The organism is Vicinamibacterales bacterium, assembly GCA_036504215.1.
Classification (GTDB): domain Bacteria; phylum Acidobacteriota; class Vicinamibacteria; order Vicinamibacterales; family Fen-181; genus FEN-299.
Genome location: DASXVO010000059.1, coordinates 83,349 through 98,946, shown reverse-complemented (window position 1 = coordinate 98,946; position 15,598 = coordinate 83,349). Strand labels below are relative to the sequence as shown.

Below are 15,598 nucleotides of genomic sequence, written 5' to 3'. Positions count from 1 at the left end.
GGCGCTTGCTCAGGGTCCTTCGCCGAAGGTGTCCTACTTCCTCAACGCCATGCCTCTCGCCCCGGCCCCCCCACGGACCTTGTGAACGGTCTCTCCCGTCCTCAGGTCGATGATCGTCACGCTGGTGGCCGCGTCGGCGCCGGTGCAGGTGACGTACAGAAACGACGCGTCCGGGCTCAGCAGCACTCTGGCTGGCAGCGCATCGACCGCGATGTCGTTGGACTTGCGCCCGTAGCCCTGCCGCAAGTCGAGGATCGAGACCGTCGAATGGCCGAGGCCGGGGGTTGCCTCCCGCGTCACGCTGTACGCGACCTTTCCGTCCGGCGCCACCGCGATCCCCTGCGGCGCCCGCCCAATACCGAATGCGCCATACAGTTCGTTGGTGGCGGCGTTGAAGACGTGCATGACGTCGCTCGACACGCTGGCGACGAGCACGGTCTTGCTGTCGGGCGTGACGGCGATGCCCATCGGTTGCCGGCCGGTCTTGAGGACGCCGTTCACGGTGTCGGTCGAGGTGTCGATCGCGAACACCGACTGGGTGCTGTCACTAGCCACGTACACCCGTGTGCCATCCGGAGAGATCGCGACTCCCGTCGGATCTTTGACCGGCAGCTGCTTGAGCACTTGGCCTCCCGTCGAGAGCACCACGAGGGCTTGGGATCCGCGTGAGCCCACGTAGAGCTTCTTGCCATCGCGGCTCGCGGCCAGGCCCGTTGGCCGCTCCAGGCTCGCGTCCATGATCGGCGCGCCCACCTCCAGCGTGGTCAGGTCGATCACCGTGATCCCCCCACCTGTGCTGTTGGTGACGTACGCCTTCTTGCCGTCCGCGCTGATGCACACTTCGTGCGGCCCGCCTCCGGTCTTGAGCGACTTGAGAAGCTCGAGCGTATTGCCGTTGACCCGAAAGACATTCGCCGTGTCGTCCTTCGTGCCGGCGACGATCACGAGGCTGTCGCTAGGCGACGGCAGCTTTGCCGCTTGAGCGGGCGGCTGGGCCACAGCCGTCGAGACTCCAATCGCCAGGAGTACAACCACCCAGAACGAACGCCTCGTCATGTACACGGAGCCTCCAAGGATTCCTGAGTAGGGTACCGCCCTGACGCGGAACCCTCGTTGATTGTCGTTGTCAGGCCATTGCGGCGGCTTCCGCCAGCCTTCGTCAGAACGTCAGGCGCGCGCCCACCTGGAACTGTCGGGCCGGTGACCACGCCGTGGGCAGCCCATAGGTCGCACCCGAGGCTTCGACGACCCCGCCCCCGAGCTGCCAGCCCCTGTTGAGCACGTTGAATGCGTCCACGTAGACCCCCACGTTTCGTCGTGGCGAGCCCAGGTTCACCGTCTTCTCGACGCGGATGTCGAGCGAGTTCACTGGGGCCCCGACCTGGGTTCCCTTCTTCTCGACCCGGACGGACTGGTTGCCTTGTGCCAACCCGCGGATGGTCACGGTGCGGCTCCAGGGCTGACCGGTCGCGTAGCGATAGGAGGCGCTGAGATTGAACCCGCCGAAGTGCGAAACCCGATAGGTACCGTTGAAGCTGAACTGGTTCGGGCAGTCGTAGATGCCCGGCCCGTACGCGTTGATCATCGCGTTCGGGTTTGCCCACTGGCCGGTCTGACTCACTTCGGCGGCGGTGCCCGTGCTGGTGCCGGCCGTGTTGCCCACGGTCCCCTCCGCGTTCGACCGCGTATAGGATGCGAGCAGTTGCCAGTTGTGCGAGAAGCGCTTCTTGGCAATCAGCATGATGGCCGTGTACTTGCGCGAGGCATCGCTGGGGTTCGAGAAGACCAGGATCGATTTTCCCGGGTTGAGCAGGTTGTAGACGGTCAGCATCGCACCGTCGTCCGAGGTGCCGAGCACGTTGTCGGGTCCGGGATCCTGCTTCTGGACCGGGGCCCACTGCGAGTTGGTGTCCACGAACGCCAGGAGACTTCCCCAATCGCGCCGCACGAACTGCGCGGTCACGCCGAAGTCCGGGAGCAGCTCCCGCTCGACGGCGATGGTGATTTGATCCATGTACGGCTGCGACACGTTCGAGGAGATGGACAGGTTGCCCGGCATCACCGACCGCGTCAGCTCCGTGAAACTGCCATTGGCGTTCACCTTCGCGGTGATGGTCGGCGACCACTTGCTGAAGTCGAGGAAGTTGACCATGCCCGGCACGACGGTCTCGTGGAATCGGCCATAGTGCCCGCGAACCAGGGTCTTGTGGTTGCCGAGCAGGTCCCAGGCGAACCCGAACCGCCAGTCGACCGGGTTGGTCTTGTAGACGTTGCTCGCGGCGGGGATGCTCCCGCGGTCCAGGCTGACGCGCACGCCGGGCTGCAGCGTGAGGCGATCGGTCAGCGTCCAGGCGTCCTGCGCGTAGACGGTGGTTCGGGTGCTGATGGCATCGGCCGTCGTCCCGTCGAACAAGTTCACCTGATTGGGCTTCCCGTTGATGTCCGAATAGAGACGGCCGCCCGGGATGCCGCTCGTGTTGAGGAGTTCCGTGTGCTCGTAATCCAGGCCGAACTTCAGCTCGTGGCTCGTACCCAGGAAGCCGGTCACCCATTTGGTCAGGCTGCCCGACATGCTCGTGCGTGATTGAGTCGAGCTCGAGAAGGAGCCGGCGTTTCCGGTCGTAATCCCGGTGACAGTATCTTTGTGGGAAGAGGGGCCCGATATGGTGTTGGGCGGGTAGGGTGGGAACTCCTGGAACAGCTTGAGGCCGCCGCCGCGGACTTCGACCAGCGTCTTGTCGTTGATCGTCCAGGTCAATCGGCCGTTGTACATCGTTTTCGAGATGTGGGTCATCGTCATGGCATCGGCCGCGCTGCTGGCTGATGTGCCGTTGGGTTCGATGGACTCGTTGTCGTGTTCAACGAGGCCCTCCAACTTCAACGCCTTCGAGACCGCCCAGTTGACCTTGGCGAGGTACCGCGGCCAGTTCTCGCTGTTGGGGATGCCAGTCCCGTCGGGGCCGGGCAGCGCGCCGGACGAGATGGCCGAATTGCGGAAATACTCCCCGCCCCCGAAGAAGAACACCTTGTCCTTCTTGATCGGGCCGCCGACCTGGTAGTTTGTGTCGTAGTTCTGCAGGAGCCGAGCTGGAGTGAATTTCGCCTGCAACGCCGGACTCAGGTCGCCGGTGTTCTTGCCGAGCCAGCTCTGGCGAGTGGTGAAGTAACTGGCGAGTCCCGAGAAATTGTTGCTCCCAGAGCGCATGATCATGTTCGACACGGTGCCGGTGAACTCGCCGTACTCCGCGTTGGCGCCCAGCGCGACCACCTGCACTTCCGCCATCCAGTCGTAGCTCAGCACGGACGTGGCGATGTTGCCGCCACCCGGGAGCGACGAAGACATGCCATCGACCATGATGTTGTTCGCGTCGCGGATGCCGCCGTGTGCGGTGCGCTGCGTGGTGACGCCCGGCGCCAGACTCATGATCTCGTTCGGCCGGCGGCTTTGGCCGCCAGCCGGCAGGTTCTGGAGGAACGACTCCTCGATCTTGGTCGTGGAGGCGGCTGTCGTCACGTCGATGACCGGCGTCGCGCCGCTCACGGTGACCGTCTCTTCCACGCCGCCCACCTGCAGAACGAGATCGATGGTGACGGTGGTGCCGAACTGCACCTGCAAGCCGGGCCGATGCACGGTCCGGAATCCCTGGAGCGTCGCGGCCACCTCGTAGACGCCGAGCGGGAGGTCCGTGAACCGGTAGATCCCGTCATGGCCGCTGACGACCGTGCGGTCTCCGCCCACCATGTTCGGACTGCTGAGCGTGACGGTGACGCCGGGCAGCACCGCGCCGGTGCCGTCCTTGATGACGCCGGTGATTTCCGATCGCGTCTGCGCGAGGGCGGCCGACGGGGCCAGGGCGATTACGAGTGCTGCCAGCGCAGCGATTGCGAGCCATCGTTTCCAAGCGAACATTAACGTCGCTCCTTTTGTCGTGATCCACCCGACCACGTGAACGCAGTCGGGGCCGACTTCGTGGACCGTGCGAGGGAAGTACCTGCGAACGGGGAGAGCCAAAGGCGTGCGAGGGACGAGGCGGCACACCTCTCCCGAGGCCGCGTCGGTGCGGCGACGGGACGGGAGGCAGGTCTGCCACGTCTGTTCTCTGCACCTGGGGGGGGGCGAGACTCCGGGCGTAACGAGCCACGCGGCGGAACGGATCGAGATGGACACGATTGCGAATTCCTCGGCCTCTGCCAGAGGGACGAGCGAACGGTGACACCAAACTATTGGCATATAATATACAATATGGTCGCATTGTCAATCCGCACGAGAAAGCCCCCACCACCCGCGCCTCCGGCCGCCACGGGGTGAAGGCTCCGGAGAGATTCCAGGCTCTTGTCGTCGAAAAGTGAGATCGGAGTGACGATTCCGGAAAGACGGGATGGTAAACGCCGAAGCCTGCACGTGCGCAATGTTCCCAGGGTCCGCTAACCTGGCACCTCCAGCACCTTCAGCACCTCCAGCACCTCCGGCACCGCACCTCCAGCACCCCCGGCACCTCCAGCACCTTCAGCACCGCACCTCCAGCACCCTGGCACCTTCAGCACCTTCAGCACCTGCCGCGCCCTACCCCTCCGCAACTGCCCTCGCGATCGCGACCGTCCTGTCCACTTCGTCCACGCTGTTATAGATGTGCGTGGACTGGCGGACGCCGAAAACCTCGCCGCTCGCACGCGGACGCAGACGGCCGCGCGTCCACAGCGCGTCCTGCAGCGCGGCGCCCGTCATCCCTTCGATGTTCCACACCGTGATGCCGGCGCACATCGCCGGATCGTCCGGCGAGAAGATCCGCGCCTTCGGGATCGCACGCAGGCCGTCGCGCAGTCGGTCCCCCAGGTACTTGATGCGCTGCTGAACACGCTCCGGCCCGAGCTTGAAATGGAAATCGAGCGCCGCGTCGAGACCCATCAGGATCGACAGGCTGCCCGTGCCGCGCTGCGACAGCCTGAAGCCCTCGTCCTGGTGGTTGTCCCACTGCCCGCTCGCCATCGTCGTCCAGATGTCCCTGATCCGATCCTTGCGCACGTAGAGAAACCCGGTGCCGGCCGGCGCGAGCATCCACTTGTGGAAGCAGCCGACATAGGCATCACAGCCGAGATCGCGCAGATCGACCGGAATGTGGCCCACCGCCTGCGCTCCGTCGACGACGGTGAAGATCCCCTTTGCGCGGGCCTCCGCGCAGAGCGCCTTGACCGGCAGGACGGCGCCGCTGCCCGTGATGATGTGCTGGATCTCGAACACCTTCGTGCGCGGCGTCATCGCCTTGCGGAACACGTCGATCGCCTGCTGCGGATCGTGCACCGGCTTGGGGAACGGCATCGGACGGAACACCGTCTTCCATCGACGCGCCTTCAGCTCCCAGGGACTCTTGCCGCCGATGTGCTCCTGGTCGGTGGCCACCACCTCGTCACCGGGCGCCAGATCGAGGCCTTGCGCCACGCCGTTCATCGCGGTCGTGACGTTCTCGGTCAACGCAATCTCGCCGACATCCGCGTTGAGCAGGCGCGCCACCTTGGCGCGAATCTCGGTCATCGGCTGGTAGCCGGCGATCCAGTCCGCACCGTGGTAGTCCCAGTCCGCAATCTCGGTCGCGCATCGGCGCAGGTGCTCGGTCACCGCATCGACGACCACCTTCGGCATCGCACCGTGCGTCCCGGTGTTGAAGAAGGCCTTGTCGGGCGCGAGCAGGAACTGTTCGCGCACCTTCGCCCAGAATGCCGGATCGTCCGGCGCCGGGAGCGGCGCGCCCGCGTCACGACTCCACGCGGCCGCGCCGGGGCTCACGAAGGGAACGGCCAGCGGCGAGAGGGACAGGCTCTTGAGGAAATGACGACGCGTTGCCATCGCTGCTCCTTGTCTCCAACACAGCGTTCGCGGAGTCCGCAGAGTCCACCATGCACCCTGGCTCTGCGCCCTTTGCGGGCTCCGTGTCCGATCGGGATCCGCCTCTCCGCAGGGGACACAATAGGTAGCGTTGCGCAGCTTGTCAAACCGGACCGGTAGCGGGCGAAAGATGCTCAAGCGGTCGCTTGTAGCCATCGAACCCGATTCGCCCTACAATTGAGCGTTTTCCACCGGGCAGGTCGTTTGCCCCAATTGTCGAGGGTATGAGTGAATTCTGACCACTTGGTGAAGATGATCCGCGATCGGATCGCGGCAACCCCGGACGCCGTAGGCCTTCGTCACAAGGTCGGAGCCGAGTGGCGTGGCATGACGTACGGCGAGATGGGGCGGCACATCGACGCTGTGGCGTCCTGGCTGATCGATGTCGGTCTCCGAACGGGCGATCGTGCGGTGATCTTCGCGCCGAACACGCCCTGGTGGTCGATCGTCGATTTCGCCGTCCAGGCCGCAGGCGGAATTCCGGTTCCGATCTACGCGACCAACACCGCTACCCAGGTGGAGCATATCGTCCGCGACGCGGGGGCGAAGATTGCCTTCGTTGGCGGCGATGAGCAGTATCGGAGACTGGACGCGCTGCGCGGCGGGTCTGCGGCACTCTCGCATGTCGTCGTCTTCGACGCCGGCGTCGCGCTCGACCTGACGGATTCCTGCTCGCTGTCGGTACCGCTCGGACACCCGACCTCGCCGGCACTCGCCGGCCGCGAGGCTGCGATCCGGGCGTCGGACGTCGCGACGATCATCTACACGTCCGGCACGACCGGCGAGCCGAAGGGCGTCGTCCTCACCTTCGAGAACATCCTCACGCAGTTCGACGCGCTCGACCGGTTCTTCAACGTCACCGAGCGGGATCGCTCACTGTGCTTCCTGCCGCTCAGCCACGCGTACGAGCGGGCCTGGACGTACTACATCCTGAACCGCGGCGCACAGAACTTCTACCTGGACGACCCCAAGCGCGTGGTCGAGACGATGCAGGAGATGCGGCCAACGTGCATGGTGAGCGTGCCGCGGCTGTACGAGAAGATCTACGCCACCGCGCGGCATCAAATCAGCCAGGGCTCAGCCGTCAAGCGCGGCCTGTTCGAGTGGGCGGTTGGCGTGGGACGCCGTTACGCGTACGCCCGCAAGAACGGGGACTCGGTCGGCCCGATCCTGGCCGCCACGCACGCGCTGGCGGACCGCCTCGTGCTCCGGAAGATTCGCGACATCGTCGGCGGGCCGAAGAACTTCTTCTCGGCTGGCGGCGCCGCGCTGGGGGCGGACATCGAGGAGTTCTTCTTTGCCGCCGGCCTGCTCGTCTGCCAGGGCTACGGCCTCACCGAAACCTCACCCATGCTCACGTGCAACCGGCCCGGCGACTTCAAGTTCGGCACGGTTGGCAAGGTGATCTCCGGGTGCGAGCTGCGCATCGCACCGGACGGTGAGATCCTGGCCCGCGGCCCGAACGTGATGCAGGGCTACTTCGGCCGGCCGCAGGACACGGCCGACTGCATCCAGGACGGCTGGCTGAAGACCGGCGACATCGGATCGTTCGATGAGGACGGCTTCCTGCGGATCACCGACCGGAAGAAGGACCTCATCATCACGTCGGTCGGAAAGAACATCGCGCCGAGCCGCATCGAGTCGGTCATCGGCCAGGACTACTACATCGAGCAGATCGCCGCGATCGGCGACGGCCGCCAGCATCTCTCGGCGCTCGTCGTTCCGCACTTCGAGGCGCTCGATCAGTGGGCGCGTGAGCGGGGGATCAACTACGACTCGATGCGGGCGATGGTCAAGGACGCGCGAATCGTCGCGTTCATCGCCGAGCGCATCGAACAGCGCCAGGCTGAACTGCCCCAGCACGAACGCGTCAAGAAGTTCACGCTGCTGACCGAACGATTCAGCCAGATGGGCGGCGAGCTGACGCCCACGCTCAAGAACATCCGCGCGGCGATCGCGACAAAGTACGCCCAGACGATCGACGCGATGTACTCGAGCGACCGATCCGACGAATCCGCCAAGGCGTCGTAAGCGGACAGCCCGTCTCAGTCAGCCCCTACCCGTTGGATGTCTCATCCGCATGGACGCTATTAGCGGTGTCCTTTCGCGCGAAGGAGGAGCAGTGTCTCGATCGCACCGATTCTTCGGTTCGCTGGCGGTCCTCGTCTGCCTGCTGGGTGCATTTGCCTTCGCGCAGAGCACTCAGACCACGCCGCCTGTCCAGACGCCGGCGGCCCAGCCCGCTGCGGCGGCCAAGGCGCAGAGCGTGGTCACCGGCGACGATTTCAACCAGTTCGGCTGGCGGTGGGTCGGCCCGATGACCTTCTCCGGGCGCATCACCGGCTTTGCGGTGCCCCGTGGTCAGAGCACGACCTACTACGTCCTCACTGCCAGCGGCGGCGTGTGGAAGACGATGGACAGCGGCACGCATTTCGAGCCGATCTTCGACAAGTACGCCACGCAGAGCACGGGCTGGATGGCCATCGCGCCGTCGAACCCGAACATCCTGTACCTCGGCACCGGCGAGCCGATGCACGCCCGGTCGAGCACGCACGGCAACGGCATGTGGAAGTCCACGGATGCCGGCAAGACCTGGACGCAGATCGGCCTCACGAAGAGCTACTTCATCCCGAAGGTCGAAGTCGACTCGAAGAACCCCGATATCGTCTACGTGGCCGCGGAAGGCAAACTCTACGACAACGAGATGGACTGCGAGCGCGGCCTGTTCAAGACGACGGATGGCGGGAAGACCTGGACGAACGTATTCGGGCAGATCAAGGACCGCGGAGTCGGCGACTTCGTCATCGATCCGCGCAACTCCGACATCGTGATTGCCGCGGCCTACAAACACGTCCGCCGCGCGTGGACCTACATCGACCGTCAGCCGAACAACGACCTCTACAAGACGATCGACGGCGGCAAGACATGGAAGAAGCTGGCCGGCGGCCTGCCGCAGGGTGTGGAGGTCGGGCGCATCGGGCTGGCGGTCTTCGAGAAGAACCCGAGCATCGTCTACGCCCGCATCGACGAGGAAGTGAACCTCGGGCTGGCGGAGCGCGACGGCGTGGCGAACTTCCGCCAGGCACCGACCGGTGGTCCGGGCGGCGGCGGTGGCGGCATGTCCGGCGCGCAGCAGGGCACGGTGCTCTTCAAGCCGACGTTCGTCTTCGCGCAGTACAAGAACTACAAGGTGAACGCCGAGATCGCGAAGCTGGCGCCCAAGTTCACGCCGGCGACGGCAGAGAACGAAGCCGACCTCGTGAAGAAGTTCAACGAGATGCTGCAGGACAAGGAGTTCCTGGTCAAGAACGACATCGACCTCGCGAAGTTGCAGCAGGCCGCGCGCAAGATCCACGCGAAGGATGAAGACCTGATCGCGTCAATCGGTGAGGTCGAGAAGCTGGTCAAGAGGCCCGCGGCTGCGGCCGACTCGACCGAGGCCAAGGGCCGTGCGCAGATCGTCAACCGCAATGCGCTCGAGATCCTCTACGCGGGCGCGCTCGCCAATCTGCAGGCCATCAAGCGGGACGGCGTGGTCTATCGAAGCGACGACCAGGGCGAGACGTGGAAGCAGATGACCGAGTACAAGCTGCCGGGCGCCCCGACCCCGCCGGCCACCGCTGACGAAGTCGAGGAGAACCTGGACGAGGCGGCGGCGCAGAGCGACAGCGTGACGACGCCGGCTCCGCAGGCGCCGGCGGCACAGGGCGGTCGCGCACCGGCGGCCCAGCCCGGTTCGGCTCAGGTGAACCAGACCGAAGGCGGCTACTACGGCCGCATCCTGGTCGATCAGACCGACGACAAGGTGCTCTATTGCGGCGACACGAACACCACCGTGTCCCGCGACGCGGGCAAGACCTTCCAGGCTACAGGCTGGGACGGCAATGGCAAGACCCACGTCGATCATCGCGTGGTCTGGGCCGACCCGCTCAACGCCAACCACATCCTGAGCGGCAACGACGGCGGCGTATCGGAGACCTGGGACGGCGGGAAGCACTGGAGCCAGAAGAACACGATCAACGTCCAGCAGTTCTACGACGTGTCGGTGGACAACGAGTTGCCCTACAACGTGATGGGCGGCACGCAGGACAACGGCGCGTGGCTCGGGCCGTCGCAGAACCGCAACAGCTACGGGATGTTCGGGAGCGACTGGAGCTATCTGCCGACCGGCGACGCGTTCTACGTCGTCCGTGACTGGTGGAACCCCGAGTACGTCTACTACGAGAGCCAGTTCGGTTCGTCGAGCCGGATGAACCTGAAGACCGGCGAGGTGACGTCGCTGGCCGTGCGCCTGACGCCCGACCAGATCGCGGCCGGCGACCCGCCGATCCGCTACCAGTGGAACGCGCCCATCGTCCTCTCCCCGCACAATCCCGGCATCGTCTTCATCGCGGGACAGTATGTCTTCCGGTCGTTGAGCCGCGGCGAGCGCGGAACGTTCGTGAAGATCAGTCCCGACCTGACGAAGGCGAGCAAGGAGAAGCTCGCGCTGGCGAAGAAGACGAACCTCCAGTGGGCGACGATCTACACGTTCGCCGAATCCGCCAAGAAGCCGGGCCTCTATTGGGCGGGCACCGACGACGGGAACCTGCAGATGTCTTTGGATGGGGGCGTGACGTGGGTGAACGTCACGAACCAGTTCTACGACGCCGCCGGGAAGCCGAAGGCCGGCAACAAGGGTGACCTGATCCCGTACGATCGCTGGGTGAAGCGCGTGGTGCCGTCGGCGTTCGACGAAAACGTCTGCTACGTGGCGTTCAGCGGCTACCGGACGCACAGCGAGGACAAGACCTGGCTGTTCGTGACGAAGGACCAGGGCAAGACATGGACGGACATCTCGGGCGGCACGAACAACCCTATTTTCGACGTGGAGGAAGACCCGGAGAACGCGAACGTCCTCTACCTCGGAACGGACTACGGCGTGATGGTCACCATCGACCAGGGCAAGACGTGGGCGCCCTTCTCGACATCGGCGCCGCCAGTGCCGATTCGCGACCTCGCGATTCAGAAGCGCGATCGCGAGATGGCAATCGGCACGTACGGCCGCGGCATCTACGTGGCGGACATCGGGCCGATCAAGGAGTTCAAGCCCGAGGTCTTCCTGGAACCGGCACACCTGTTCGACCTCAAGAACACGACCAAGTGGAACCGCTTCGAGCGCCGGGGAGACACGCTGGGCGAGATGACCAAGGCCGACAATCCTCCGGTGGGCGCGTATGTCTACTACTACCTGAAGGCCGACGCGCAAAACGTGAAGGTGACGGTGAAGGACATCGAGGGGAACACCGTCATCGAGTTGACGCCGAGCAGCAAGAAGGGACTCCAGAAGGCGTTCTGGGGCCTGAACCGCCAGGCTCCGGGCGCAGCGGGCGCGCGTAGCGACCAGGGGCGACCCGGGGCAGGCGCCGCCCAGGCCGTGAACAACCCCGACCAGCCGCCGCCGCCTACGGGCGGCCGGTTCGGCCGCGTGAGCCTGGTTGACGCCGGTGTCTACAAGGTCACGCTGACGGTTGACGGCAAGGAAGTGGCCACGAAGAAGCTCACGGTGAGCCCCGATCCGCTGTTCAAGTAGGCTCTGGCCTCTGGGCCCTCGACGCTCGATGGAGGACGGAGAATGTGGGCGGTTTCCACGTTCTCCGTCTTCCGGTTCGCAAAGGGGCGCGCGGGCCTGTCCGCAAGCCCGTCTTCGCCTCGTCCTGCCGTTGTACAATCCCCGCATGCACGTCCTGAAGATTCGCGGGGGAGCCGCCCTTTCGACATTTCGTCTGGACAAGCTGAACCGGCTGATCGCCGGTCGCGTCGGCGATCTGACGGTCGTCGGTGCGCAGCACTGGCATTTCGTCGAGGTGGAGCGCGAGCCTGATCCGCGCGGTCGCGACGTCCTCGCCCGCCTGCTGGCGTACGGCGCGCCGATGCCGGTCGAAGATGGCGCGGAACCTGCGGAAGCCGTGCTCGTCGCACCACGGCTTGGCACCATCTCGCCGTGGTCTTCGAAGGCGACCGATATCGCCCGGCTCTGCGGGCTGGAGTTCGTGCGGCGGATCGAGCGCGGCACGATGTTCCGTGTAAGGACTGGTGCGCACGGGCGAGACGCCCGTGCCACTCCTCTTGACGCCCGTGCCACTCTGCCTGACATCCGTGCCACTCCGCCTGACGTCCGTGCCGCTCTGCCTGACGTCCGTGCCGCTCTGCTTCCCATCCTCCCGCTGTTGCACGACCGCATGACCGAGACCGTGCTCGACTCGGTCGATGCGGCCGACCAACTGTTCCGCCACGTCGCCCCGAAGCCCCTGACGGAAGTGAACGTGCTCGGCCGCGGCCGCACGGCCGTCGAAGAGGCGAACCGCCGCTTCGGCCTGGCACTGGCGCCCGGGGAGATTGACTATCTCGTCTCGTACTTCACCGGCGCCGGCCGCAATCCCACCGACGTCGAGTTGACGATGTTCGCGCAGGCGAACTCGGAGCACTGCCGTCACAAGATCTTCAACGCGTCGTGGGTCATCGATGGCGAGCCGCAGGACGATTCCCTCTTCGGCATGATTCGCCGGACGCACGCGGCGAACCCGCAGGGAACGGTGTCCGCGTATTCCGACAACGCGGCGGTCGTGGAAGGACGCGCCGTCCGGCGGTTCTTCGCGGACCCTCGCTCCCGACGGTATGCCTTCCACCAGGACCAGACGCACATCCTGATGAAGGTGGAGACCCACAATCACCCGACCGCGATTTCTCCGTTCCCCGGCGCCGCGACCGGATCGGGCGGCGAGATCCGCGACGAGGGCGCGACCGGCCGGGGGTCGAAGCCGAAGGCCGGCCTCTGCGGGTTCTCGGTGTCCAACCTGCGCATTCCCGGCTTCGTGCGGCCGTGGGAAGGCCCGGAGTGCCGGCCGGACCGCATTGCGTCGCCCCTGTCGATCATGATCGAAGGGCCGATTGGCGCGGCCTCGTTCAACAACGAGTTCGGGCGGCCGAACCTCGCCGGGTATTTCCGCACCTATGAACAGAAGGTGGGAGGCGTGGTCCGCGGGTACCACAAGCCGATCATGCTGGCTGGCGGCGTCGGCAACATCCGCGCGCAGCACTCGCACAAGGCGAACGTGCCGGCCGGTGCGCTGCTGATCCAGATTGGCGGTCCGGCGATGCTCATCGGATTGGGCGGGGGCTCCGCCTCGTCCATGACGACCGGCTCGAACACCGCCGATCTCGACTTCGATTCCGTGCAGCGCGGCAACGCGGAGATCCAGCGCCGGGCACAGGAGGTGATCGACCGGTGCAGCGCGCTCGGCGACGGGACCCCGATTCTGTCGATTCACGACGTCGGCGCCGGCGGCCTTTCCAATGCGCTGCCAGAACTCGCCCACGGGTCAAATCGCGGCGCGCGCATCGACCTGCGTGCCGCGCCCAACGAGGAACCGGGCATGACGCCGCGCGAGGTCTGGTCCAACGAGGCGCAGGAGCGCTACGTGCTGGCGATCCTGCCTTCGTCGTTCGACACGTTCCGTGCCATTTGCGAACGCGAGCGCTGCCCGTTTGCCGTGGTCGGCGAGACGATCGAGGCGCAGCATCTCGAGGTGCGCGACCCGCTCTTCGGTAACAAGCCGGTGGACATGGACCTCCCGGCGCTACTCGGCAAACCGCCGCGCATGACGCGCACGGTGACGCGGCGGCGGACGAGGCCGTCGCGGCTGGTGCTGAAGAACGTCGATCTTGGCGAGGCGGTCCAGCGCGTGCTTCGGGCGCCCGCGGTGGCGGACAAGACGTTCCTCATTTCGATCGGCGATCGAAGCGTCGGCGGCCTCTGCTCGCGGGACCAGATGGTGGGACCCTGGCAGGTGCCGGTTGCCGATTGCGCGGTCACGCTGCTCTCGTTCGAGGGCTACACGGGCGAGGCATTTGCGATCGGCGAGCGCGCGCCGCTCGCGGTCGTCAACGCGCCGGCGTCGGGTCGAATGGCCGTCGGCGAGGCGCTGACCAACCTGGCCGCGGCGCCAATCGCCGACTTCTCGCGCATCAAGCTGTCCGCGAACTGGATGGCGGCGGCCGGGTCGCCAGGAGAGGACGCAGCGCTGTTCGACACGGTACGGGCGGTCGCGCTCGACCTGTGCCCGACGCTCGGCATCAGCATTCCGGTCGGCAAGGATTCCATGTCGATGCGCACGGCATGGAAGGATGCCGGGGGCCGGCGGCAGGTGGTCAGCCCGCTTTCGCTCATCGTGTCGGCGTTCGGCACGTGCGACGACGTCCGGACGGCGATCACGCCCCAGATGTCCACGGAGGGGCCGACGTGCCTGGTGCTCGCCGATCTTGCGCCCGGGCACGCCCGGCTGGGCGGCTCGACCCTCGCTCAGGTGTTCGGCGTCACCGGCCAGGAGACGCCGGACGTCGATGACCCCGCGTTGATCCGCGGTCTGTTCGCGGGGATGGCCGACCTGCGGGATACGGGCGTCATTCTCGCATACCACGATCGATCCGATGGCGGCCTCTTCGTCGCGATGTGCGAAATGGCATTCGCGAGCCATCTCGGCCTCAGGATCGACGCCGCGGCGCTCGCTCCGGGAAGCCGGCTCCTGCCGGCACTGTTCGCCGAGGAACTTGGCGCGCTCCTGCAAGTCCGGATCGAGGACGAAGAGCGCCTGGTCGAGACGCTGGCGCGCCACGGCGTGCCGGCACGCTCCATCGCCCGCATCACCCGCGACGACGTCGTCAGCGTCGATCGAGGCAGCCAGACCGTCTTCCGCGAGACGCGCGCCGAGTTGCAGCGTGTGTGGAGCGAGACCACCTGGCAGATGCAGTCTCTGCGCGACAACCCTGTGTGCGCGCAGCAGGAGTACGACCGGATCCTCGACACGACGGATCCCGGCATGACGCCCAAGGTCACCTTCGACATGCTCGACAACCTGTCCGCGCCCTACATCGTGCGCGGGCTGCGGCCGCCGATCGCGATCCTCAGGGATCAGGGTGTCAACGGCGAGGTCGAGATGGCCGCGGCGTTCAACCGGGCAGGGTTCGACGCAGATGACGTGCACATGAGCGACATCCTCGAGGGTCGGGTATCGCTCGCCAGGTACCGGAGCCTTGCCGCCTGCGGCGGATTCTCGTTCGGCGACGTGCTGGGCGGCGGCGAAGGCTGGGCGAAGTCCGCGCTCTACAATGCACGGGCACGCGACGAGTTCTCGGCGTTCTTCGCGCGAACCGACACGTTCGCGCTGGGCGTCTGCAATGGCTGCCAGATGATGGCGGCGATGAAGGAGCTCATCCCCGGTGCGGAGGCCTGGCCCCGCTTCACCAAGAACCTGTCGGAGCAGTTCGAGGCGCGCACGGTGACGGTGGAGATCGTGCCGAACCCGTCAGTGCTGTTCGCCGGCATGGTCGGCTGCCGCCTCCCCGTCGTCACCGCGCACGGGGAGGGTTACACGCTCTTCGATTCGCCCGCAGACGCGGCGCGGGTCGTCGTCGCCGCGCGCTACGTCGATAACCGCGGTCGCGCGACGGAGATCTACCCGCTCAACCCGAACGGGTCGCCAGGCGGCGTGACGGCCGTGACGACGCCCGATGGGCGATTCACCGTGATCATGCCGCACCCCGAGCGGGTGTTCCGAACCATCCAGATGTCGTGGCGGCCGGAAGACTGGGGCGAAGACAGTCCCTGGATCAGGCTGTTCAGGAATGCGCGCGAGTACGTGGGCTGATGACGGTGAGAGGTGCCGGGAGGCCATCAGC

General features: G+C 66.0%; 6 protein-coding genes. 3 read left to right on the top strand and 3 right to left on the bottom strand.

All coding sequences use genetic code 11. The features are described 5' to 3' along the window. Positions 1-33 precede the first annotated feature (33 nt). The 3 genes from VGK32_17470 to VGK32_17460 form a co-directional block, all read right to left on the bottom strand. Positions 34-1,056 carry a YncE family protein gene (locus tag VGK32_17470; protein HEY3383558.1) on the bottom strand — a complete coding sequence of 341 codons (1,023 nt, stop codon included), beginning with the start codon at positions 1,054-1,056 and terminating at the stop codon, positions 34-36. 103 nt (positions 1,057-1,159) lie between these two features. Next, the gene (locus tag VGK32_17465; protein ID HEY3383557.1) at positions 1,160-3,910 is read right to left on the bottom strand and encodes a TonB-dependent receptor; all 2,751 of its coding nucleotides are present in this window, start codon (positions 3,908-3,910) and stop codon (positions 1,160-1,162) included. 654 nt (positions 3,911-4,564) lie between these two features. Next, positions 4,565-5,842: an aminotransferase class V-fold PLP-dependent enzyme gene (locus VGK32_17460; GenBank protein HEY3383556.1), complete on the bottom strand. Its 1,278-nt coding sequence runs from the start codon at positions 5,840-5,842 to the stop codon at positions 4,565-4,567. A gap of 267 nt (positions 5,843-6,109) precedes the next feature. Between VGK32_17460 and VGK32_17455 the strand changes: the two genes are divergently transcribed. From VGK32_17455 to purL, 3 genes are all read left to right on the top strand, one after another. Beyond that, entirely contained in the window at positions 6,110-7,912 is a 1,803-nt protein-coding gene (locus tag VGK32_17455; GenBank protein ID HEY3383555.1) for a long-chain fatty acid--CoA ligase, read from the top strand. A 91-nt stretch (positions 7,913-8,003) separates the two neighbouring features. Then, positions 8,004-11,453 carry a hypothetical protein gene (locus VGK32_17450; GenBank protein ID HEY3383554.1) on the top strand — a complete coding sequence of 1,150 codons (3,450 nt, stop codon included), beginning with the start codon at positions 8,004-8,006 and terminating at the stop codon, positions 11,451-11,453. A gap of 145 nt (positions 11,454-11,598) precedes the next feature. Then, entirely contained in the window at positions 11,599-15,567 is a 3,969-nt protein-coding gene (purL, locus tag VGK32_17445) for a phosphoribosylformylglycinamidine synthase (protein HEY3383553.1), read from the top strand. The last annotated feature ends 31 nt before the right edge of the window (positions 15,568-15,598 follow it).